Annotated in this window: 7 protein-coding genes; 1 reads left to right on the top strand and 6 read right to left on the bottom strand. The window is 75.0% G+C overall.

Features of this window, described 5'->3' with window-relative positions; genetic code table 11:
- The coding region (locus MHY85_RS19125; protein ID WP_239199608.1) for an ABC transporter ATP-binding protein at positions 1-733 on the bottom strand (733 nt) is incomplete at its 3' end.
- Positions 730-1827: an ABC transporter permease gene (locus MHY85_RS19120; protein WP_239199611.1), complete on the bottom strand. Its 1098-nt coding sequence runs from the start codon at positions 1825-1827 to the stop codon at positions 730-732. The genes MHY85_RS19125 and MHY85_RS19120, both read right to left, overlap by 4 nt.
- A 117-nt stretch (positions 1828-1944) precedes the next feature.
- Here MHY85_RS19120 and MHY85_RS19115 point away from each other — a divergent pair, with 117 nt between their 5' ends.
- Positions 1945-2574 carry a TetR/AcrR family transcriptional regulator gene (locus tag MHY85_RS19115; protein WP_239199605.1) on the top strand — a complete coding sequence of 210 codons (630 nt, stop codon included), beginning with the start codon at positions 1945-1947 and terminating at the stop codon, positions 2572-2574.
- Positions 2575-2641: 67 nt separating this feature from the next.
- Here MHY85_RS19115 and MHY85_RS19110 read toward each other — a convergent pair whose 3' ends face one another.
- The 4 genes from MHY85_RS19110 to MHY85_RS19095 all read right to left on the bottom strand — a co-directional run.
- Entirely contained in the window at positions 2642-3370 is a 729-nt protein-coding gene (locus tag MHY85_RS19110; RefSeq protein ID WP_239199602.1) for an alpha/beta fold hydrolase, read from the bottom strand.
- 29 nt (positions 3371-3399) lie between these two features.
- On the bottom strand, positions 3400-4434 hold the full coding sequence (locus MHY85_RS19105) for a LacI family DNA-binding transcriptional regulator (RefSeq protein ID WP_239199599.1): 1035 nt from the start codon (positions 4432-4434) through the stop codon (positions 3400-3402).
- A 202-nt stretch (positions 4435-4636) separates the two neighbouring features.
- Positions 4637-7219 carry an ATP-dependent Clp protease ATP-binding subunit gene (locus MHY85_RS19100; protein WP_239199596.1) on the bottom strand — a complete coding sequence of 861 codons (2583 nt, stop codon included), beginning with the start codon at positions 7217-7219 and terminating at the stop codon, positions 4637-4639.
- 156 nt (positions 7220-7375) lie between these two features.
- The coding region (locus MHY85_RS19095; protein ID WP_239199593.1) for a methyl-accepting chemotaxis protein at positions 7376-7909 on the bottom strand (534 nt) is incomplete at its 5' end.

The following is a 7909-nucleotide window of genomic DNA, read 5'->3' as shown; positions in this document are numbered from 1 at the left end:
CCGCTGCTGCGCGCCCGCCGGCCGCCCCGACCACCCCGGCCACCCCGACCGCGCGGACCGCGATCGAGCCCCGGACCCGGGACGCCGCCTCCGCCGGGTCGCCGCGGTAGACGGCCACCCCGCCGTCGAGCACCAGCACCGTCGCCGCGCGCTCCGCCTCGTCCAGGTAGGTCGTCGTCACGAGGACCGCCGTGCCGCCCGCCGCCGCGGCGGACAGCATGCGCCACAGCTCCACCCGGCTCACGGGGTCGACGCCGGTGGACGGCTCGTCCAGCACCACGAGCGCGGGGTCGGGCAGCATCGCCAGGCAGAACCCGAGCTTCTGCCGCATGCCGCCGGACAGCTCCCGCCCCAGCCGGCGCGGCACCTCCGCCAGCCCGGCCGCCGCGAGCAGCCGGTCCGCGCGGGCCCGGGCCGGCGCGGCGTCGAGCCCGTAGGCCCGCGCCACCAGGTCGACGTTCTCCGCCACGCTGAGGTCGCCCCACACCCCGGACGTCGCGGGCAGGAACCCGGTGCGCCGCGGGTCCGCGCGCCGCACCTCCCCGGCGTCGGCGACCTCCCGCCCGACCAGCAGGCGGGCGAGCGTCGTCTTCCCCGCGCCGTCCCCGCCGACGACCGCGGTGATCCGGCCCGCGGGGACGGGCAGCGTGATGCCGTCGAGCACCGCCCGCCCGCCGCGCCGCACGGTCACGTCCGTGACGCCCCACGGCGTGCCGGTCGCCGCGGCGGTCACCGCCCGCTCCCCGCGGCGTCGGCGCCGGCCGCGACCGGCACGCTCGCGGCACCGGCGCGCCCACCGCGCGGCCGGCGGGGGGTGATCGACGCGCGGAACCGCCACACGGCCGCCCCGAAGACCAGCACCGCCATGCCCGCGAGCACCGTGACCGGCAGCCACAGCGCGTCGATCCCGGCGCCGCGCAGCATCACGCCCTGCGACACCTGCGTGAAGTAGGTCAGCGGCAGGCAGTACCCGATCCAGCGCACCCCGATCGGCATCGCGTCGAGCGGGAAGATGATCCCGGAGAGCAGGATCTGCGGGAGCAGCACGAGGATCGCGGCCTGGATCGCCTGCCCGGCGTTCTGCGACACGGTCGAGATGAACACCCCGATGCCGAGCACCACGAACAGGAAGATCGCCCCGGCCAGGGCGAACAGCGCGACGTTCCCGGTGAACGGCACCCCGAAGATCAGCATGCCGAGCACGGTGACGACCACGAGGTCGAGCCCGGCGAGCAGGAAGTACGGCGCGATCTTGCCGACGATCACGTCGATCGGCCGCAGCGGCATCACCGCCAGCTGCTCCAGCGTCCCCGCGGCGCGCTCCTTCACGAGCCCGATGCTGGTGATGATCGTGCCGATGAACGTCAGGATGAGGCCGATCAGCGCGGGCACCATCACCCACGACGTCTCGAGGTCGGGGTTGAACAGGATCTCGGCCTCCACGGCGTCACCGAGCCCGGCGACCACGACGCGCGCCGCCTGCGCGGCGAAGAGGTTGGTGCCGTCGATCAGCACCTCCGGGACCCCGCCCGCCGCGTCGGGCGCGACGACGGCGACGTCGTACCGGTTGGCGGCGAGGGCGTCGACCGCGTCGGCACGGTCGTCGCCCGGGGCCACGTCCCTGACGTCGAGCGTGGCAGCCGCGGGCGACGCGGCGATCCGGTCGGCGGCCTGCTCCGCCCCCGGCCCGGCGACCAGCGTCGTCAGGCTGTCGACGGTGAAGTTGGCGGCGAAGCCGAAGATCGTCAGCAGCAGCAGGGGCAGGACCACCAGCATCGCGACGGTCCGGTGGTCCCGGCGCAGCTCGCGGAACTCCTTGAGGATCATGGCGCGCACGGCGCTCGCCTCCCGGCGTCGGGGCGCCTCCGACGGCACCCGTCTGCGTCCCACCGTAGCACCGAACCGGAACGTCCGATTCCGGTTATGCGCACCTATCCTGGGCCGGTGAGGGCGGACGCGGCACGGAACCGGCAGCGGGTGCTCGACGCCGCGCGCACGCTGTACTCGGCGCGGGGGCTCGACGAGCCGATGGAGGCCGTCGCCCGCGCCGCCGGGGTCGGGGTCGGCACCGTCTACCGGCACTTCCCCGACCGGTCCGCGCTGGTGCGGGCCGTCGTCGCCGACCGGCTGACCCACGTCGGCGGGCTCCTCGACCGGGCCCGCGCCGGGCTCGCCGGGGACGACCCGCACGCGGCGTGGGAGCAGTTCCTCACCGGGTTCCTCGACTCCGGGCTGCCGCTGCTGCTGCCCGTGCTGGTCCCACGCGCCCGCGACGCGGACGTGTTCACCCCGGAGCTCGTGGAGCGCCGCGCGGCCACGGCGACCGCGGCAGGGGCGGTCGTCGGCACCGCGCAGGCCCTCGGCCTGGTCCGCGACGACATCGGCGTGCCGGAGATCCTGCTGACGTTCGCCTCGGCGCTCCGCCCGCTGCCCGGGCTCCCGGACGAGCTGAACGCCGCGCTGCTCGAGCGACGGGCGCCGCTGCTGCGGGCGGCCCTGCGCCCGGGCGGCGACCCCCTGCCGGGGCGGCCGGTCGAGGTGGCGGACCTGCTGGCGGCGATCGCGACGCCCTGACCCCGGGCCACCGACCGCCGGGCGGCGCGCCCTGCGCGCCGGGGCAGCACGCTCCGCCCGAGCCCGGTCAGGACCCGCGCACCCCCAGGAACCCCCGCACCAGCCCCGCGAACGCGGCCGGGTCGGCCATCGGCAGCCCGTGGTCCGCGCCCGGCACGATGACGCACTCCCCCGCGGGCAGCGCCGCCGCGATCGCCTCGGTGTGCTCCCGCCGGATCACGTCGTGCTCGCCGGCCGCCACCAGCACGGGCACCCGCACCCGCGCGAGCGCCCGCAGCGGGATGCGCGGCTGCCGGACCATCAGGTCCGTCACCTCGGCCCGTGCCCGCGCCGCCGGGTCGACCAGCCCGCGCACCCGCTGCCCGAGCCAGACCGCCGTCACCTGCGCGCGTGTCCGGGCCGTGAGACCGCCGGGGTCGACGTTCGCCCCGTAGACGACCAGGGACCGCACGACGCCGGGGTGCCGGAGCGCGAGCAGGAGGCCGACGTTGCCGCCGTCCGAGTACCCGACGACGTCCGCGGCCCCGGCACCCGGCCCGGCCCGCGCGGCACCACCCCCGCCCGACGCCGCCGCCAGCACCGCGGCCGCGTCGTCGGCCATCCGCGCGACCGTGAGCGGCCCGGTCCCCCGCGGCGAGCGCCCGTGCCCGCGTGCGTCCGGGGACAGCACCCGGTGGTCCCGGGCCAGGTCGGCGGCGACCGCCGCGAGGGACGCGCCGTCCTCCCCGTTCCCGTGCAGCAGCAGGACCACCGGCCCGGACCCCGCGTCGGCCACGTGCAGCCCGCTCGCGCGCATGCGCCCGACCGTACCGCTCGCGCGCCCGGTCAGCGGGCGGCGAGCCCGGGGGTGGAGCCGCGCAGGACGACCTCGCCGGCGACGGGGACGAGCTCGGGCTCGGCGGCGGCCGGGAGCAGCGCGAGGCGCGTGACCTCCTGCCCGATCCGTCCCAGCGGCAGCCGGACCGTCGTGAGCCCGGGCAGCACGTCCTGGAGCACCTCGATCCCGTCGAAGCCGGCCAGCGCGACGTCGTCCGGCACCCGCACCCCGGCCGCGCGCGCGGCGGCGGACGCCCCGGCGGCCATCACGTCGGTCACCGCGAAGACGGCGTCGAGGTCGTCGACGCCGTCGGAGAGCAGGCGCGACATCGCCTCGTGACCGCCGTCGCGCGTGGCGGGGGCGGTCAGCACGCGCGACGCCGGGACGGGCGCGCCGAGCCCGGCCAGCGCCTCCAGGAAGCCGTCGCGACGGTCGGCCGTGCCGGCGTCGCCCCCGGACCCGGCGAGGACCGCGAACCGCCGGTAGCCGCGCTCGTGCAGAGCGCGCGCGAGGTCGGCGGCCCCGTCGCGGTTCGCCAGCACCACGCCGTGCACGCCGAGGGCGTCGCCCCCGACCGCGGACACGGCGCCGCCGATGCCGCGGAACGACTCGAGCGCGGCCCGCACGGGCTGGTCCGCCCCGGCGTCCTCGGCACGGCCGCCCGCGAGCACGACCGCGCGCGCCCGCTGCCGCTCCAGCAGCCGGACGATCTCCACCTCGCGCGCGGCGTCCCCGCCGGTCGACGCGAGGGTCAGGCTGAGCCCGGCCAGGTCGGCGGCCTCGGCGACGCCCGCGGTGATCGCGGCGTAGTAGGGGTCGGCGATGTCGGGGACGACCAGCCCGAGCGAGGTCGTGCGGCCGCGGGCCATCGCCTGCGCGATGCCGTCCGGGGAGTAGCGCAGCCGCGCGGCGGCCGCCTGCACCCGCTTGCGCAGGTCCTCGCCGACGGTGCGGTTCGCGGAGCCGTTGAGCGCGCGCGAGGCGGTCGCGAGGGACACCCCCGCCTCGCGGGCCACGTCGCTCAGCGTCACCTGTCCGGCCATGCCCGCCACGGTAGGCGTTTCCCCTCGAGGCCTCCCGGGGGCGGTGGGTGCAGGCACCCAGGTCAGGGCGCTGCGGGCGGGTGAACCGGACCAGGCGGCCGGCGGCCGGCGCTCACCCGCCCGCCGGCGGACCGTCGGCCGGGGACGCGCCGAGGGCCGGGCCGCACCCTGGGGTGCGACCCGGCCCTCGGGGGTCGGTGCGTCAGGCGGGCAGGAGGCCCGTGCCGCCGTCACCGGACGACGCGATCGGCGGCGCCGGCGGGACGTCCGTGCCGGAGCCCGGCGTCCCGGCCGAGCGGGCGCCCGCGCCCACCGGCTCCTTCGAGCGCGGACCGCGCTCCTCGCCGCGGAACACGAACTCGCCGAGGAGGCCCTCGCCGTGCGCGTCCACCACGATCTGCTGACCCGCGTGCAGCTCCCCGAACAGGATCTTCTCGGACAGCGCGTCCTCGATCTCCCGCTGGATCGCGCGGCGCAGCGGCCGGGCGCCCAGGACCGGGTCGTAGCCCTTCTCCGAGAGCAGCTTCTTGGCCGCCTCGGTGAGCTCGATGCCCATGTCCTTGTCCCGCAGGCGGGCGTCGAGCTTGGCGATCATCAGGTCGACGATCGCGAAGATCTCCGGCTGCGAGAGCTGCGGGAACACGACCACGTCGTCGACGCGGTTGAGGAACTCCGGACGGAAGTGCGTCTTGAGCTCGTCGTTGACCTTGGACTTCATGCGCTCGTACGACGTCGACAGGTCGCCGCCGGCCTGGAAGCCGGTCTGGACGCCCTTGGCGATGTCCCGCGTGCCGAGGTTCGTGGTCATGATGATCACGGTGTTCTTGAAGTCGACCACCCGGCCCTGCGAGTCGGTCAGGCGACCGTCCTCGAGGATCTGCAGCAGCGAGTTGAAGATGTCCGCGTGCGCCTTCTCGACCTCGTCGAACAGGACGACCGAGAACGGCTTCCGGCGCACCTTCTCGGTGAGCTGGCCGCCCTCGTCGTACCCGACGTAGCCGGGGGGCGAGCCGAACAGCCGCGAGACGGTGTGCTTCTCCGAGAACTCGGACATGTCGAGCTGGATCAGCGCGTCCTCGTCCCCGAACAGGAACTCGGCGAGCGCCTTGGCCAGCTCGGTCTTCCCGACGCCCGTGGGGCCGGCGAAGATGAACGAGCCACCGGGGCGCTTCGGGTCCTTGAGCCCGGCGCGCGTGCGGCGGATGGCCTGCGAGAGCGCCTTGATCGCCGACTCCTGGCCGACGACCCGCTTGTGCAGCTCGTCCTCCATGTGGAGCAGGCGGCTCGACTCCTCCTCGGTGAGCTTGAACACCGGGATCCCGGTGGCCAGCGCCAGCACCTCGGCGATGAGCTCCTCGTCGACCTCCGCGACCGCGTCCAGGTCGCCCGACTTCCAGGCCTTCTCCTTCTCCTGGCGCTTGAGGCCGAGCTGCTTCTCGGCGTCGCGCAGGCGCGCCGCCTTCTCGAAGTCCTGCTCGTCGATCGCCGACTCCTTGTCGCGGCGCGTCTCGGCGATCTGCTCGTCGAGCTCGCGCAGCTCCGGCGGGGCCGTCATGCGGCGGATGCGCAGGCGGGCACCGGCCTCGTCGACCAGGTCGATCGCCTTGTCCGGCAGGAACCGGTCGTTGACGTACCGGTCGGCCAGGGTCGCGGCGGCCACCAGGGCGCCGTCGGTGATCGAGACGCGGTGGTGCGCCTCGTACCGGTCGCGCAGGCCCTTGAGGATCTCGATGGCGTGCTGCAGGTTCGGCTCGGAGACCTGGATGGGCTGGAACCGGCGCTCGAGGGCCGGGTCCTTCTCCACGTACTTGCGGTACTCGTCCAGGGTCGTCGCGCCGACGGTCTGCAGCTCGCCGCGGGCCAGCATCGGCTTGAGGATGCTCGCGGCGTCGATCGCGCCCTCGGCGGCACCCGCACCCACGAGGGTGTGGATCTCGTCGATGAACAGGATGATGTCGCCGCGGGTGCGGATCTCCTTGAGGACCTTCTTCAGGCGCTCCTCGAAGTCACCGCGGTAGCGGGAGCCGGCGACCAGGGCGCCGAGGTCCAGCGTGTAGAGCTGCTTGTCCTTCAGCGTCTCCGGCACGTCGCCCCGGACGATGTCCTGGGCCAGGCCCTCGACGACCGCCGTCTTGCCGACGCCGGGCTCGCCGATCAGCACCGGGTTGTTCTTGGTGCGGCGGGACAGCACCTGCATGACCCGCTCGATCTCCTTCTCGCGCCCGATGACCGGGTCGAGCTTGCCCTCGCGCGCGGCCTGCGTCAGGTTGCGGCCGAACTGGTCGAGGACGGCGGAGCCCGAGGGCTGGCCCTCCTGCGGGCCGCCGGCGGCCACGGGCTCCTTGCCCTGGTAGCCGGACAGCAGCTGGATGACCTGCTGGCGGACGCGGTTCAGGTCGGCGCCGAGCTTGCCGAGCACCTGGGCCGCGACGCCCTCGCCCTCGCGGATGAGGCCGAGCAGGATGTGCTCGGTCCCGATGTAGTTGTGGCCCAGCTGCAGCGCCTCGCGCAGCGACAGCTCCAGCACCTTCTTGGCACGCGGCGTGAACGGGATGTGCCCGCTCGGGGCCTGCTGGCCCTCGCCGATGATCTCCTGCACCTGGGCGCGCACCGCATCGAGCGAGATGTTGAGCGACTCGAGCGCCTTGGCCGCGACACCCTCCCCCTCGTGGATGAGACCCAGGAGGATGTGCTCGGTGCCGATGTAGTTGTGGTTGAGCATCCGCGCCTCTTCCTGGGCGAGGACGACCACGCGACGGGCTCGGTCCGTGAATCTCTCGAACATGTGCACTCCTCACGAGCGGCGTGCTCGCCGGCGCGGTCGGGCTCTGCGGCCCGGTCTCCCACGCACGGCGAGGCGGCGTTGTTCGATGCTAACGGCGGGGGGTGCGTCGGGCGTCCCGTGTTCGCCCCTGGCGTGACGGGCCGGACCCCGCCGCCCTCAGTACGTGAAGCGGGAGACCCGGCCGCGCAGGTCCTCGGACATGCGCGCGAGCTCGCCGATGGCGTCGCCCATCTGCCCGAGCGTCTGCGAGGAGGTCGCCGTCGCCGACGCCACGCCCGTGATGTTCGCCGCGATCTCGCCCGAGCCGGTCGCGGCCTCGGCCACCGACCGGGACATCTCCGTGGTTGTGGCGGTCTGCTCCTCCACCGCGCTCGCGATCGTCAGCTGGTAGTCGTTGATGCTCGCGACGATCCCGGCGATCTCGCCGATCGCCGAGACCGCTCCGGCGGTGTCGCCCTGGATGGCCTCGACCCGGCGGACGATGTCCTCGGTCGCCTTCGCGGTCTCCTGCGCCAGCTCCTTGACCTCGCCGGCCACCACCGCGAAGCCCTTGCCCGCCTCCCCCGCCCGGGCCGCCTCGATCGTCGCGTTCAGCGCCAGCAGGTTCGTCTGCTCCGCGATGCTCGTGATCACCTTCACCACGTTCCCGATCTCCTGGGACGACGCCCCCAGCCGCGCCACCTGCTCGTT

This window comes from Cellulomonas sp. ACRRI (assembly GCF_022346185.1).
GTDB lineage: Bacteria > Actinomycetota > Actinomycetes > Actinomycetales > Cellulomonadaceae > Cellulomonas.
The sequence above is the reverse complement of the archived record's forward strand: the minus strand, read 5'-3'. Positions and strand labels throughout refer to the sequence as shown.